Below are 467 nucleotides of genomic sequence, written 5' to 3'. Positions count from 1 at the left end.
TCTCTTATACCTATGGGGGGGGGGTGGGGGGTAGGGTGGTTCGGGGGTGTTGGGCGTGGGGGCGGATAGGTAAGCGCGGTTGAGGCGGCCGCTGGTGGGCAGCGGGATGCCCTTGGGGCAGACGGCGGTGGACTCGCCTGCGTTGGTGCAGCCGCCGAAGCCGGCCTGGTCGTGGGCGTCGAGCATGCCGATGACCCGTGTGTACCGCTCCGGCTGGCCCTGGGGCAGCAGGCCCAGCTGGGTGACCTTGGCGGCGGTGAACAGCATGCCGGAGCCGTTCGGGCAGGCCGCCACGCAGGCGCCGCAGCCGATGCAAGCTGCGGATTCGAAGGCGGCGTCGGCGTTGGCCTTGGCCACCGGCACCGAGTGCGCCTGTGGTGCGCTGCCGGTCGGTGCGGTTATGTGCCCGCCCGCAGCGATGATCCTGTCGAAGGCGCTGCGGTTGACCACCAGGTCCTTGATGACCG

The 467-nt window shown here is 70.7% G+C and carries 1 protein-coding gene; it reads right to left on the bottom strand.

The window, feature by feature from the left end; all coding sequences use genetic code 11:
• A partial coding sequence (locus JMF97_RS30635; protein WP_238360465.1) for a 4Fe-4S dicluster domain-containing protein occupies positions 1–467 on the bottom strand: 467 nt, incomplete at both ends.

It is taken from the genome of Micromonospora fiedleri (assembly GCF_016774385.1).
Lineage (GTDB): Bacteria > Actinomycetota > Actinomycetes > Mycobacteriales > Micromonosporaceae > Micromonospora > Micromonospora gifhornensis.
The sequence above is the reverse complement of the archived record's forward strand: the minus strand, read 5'-3'. Positions and strand labels throughout refer to the sequence as shown.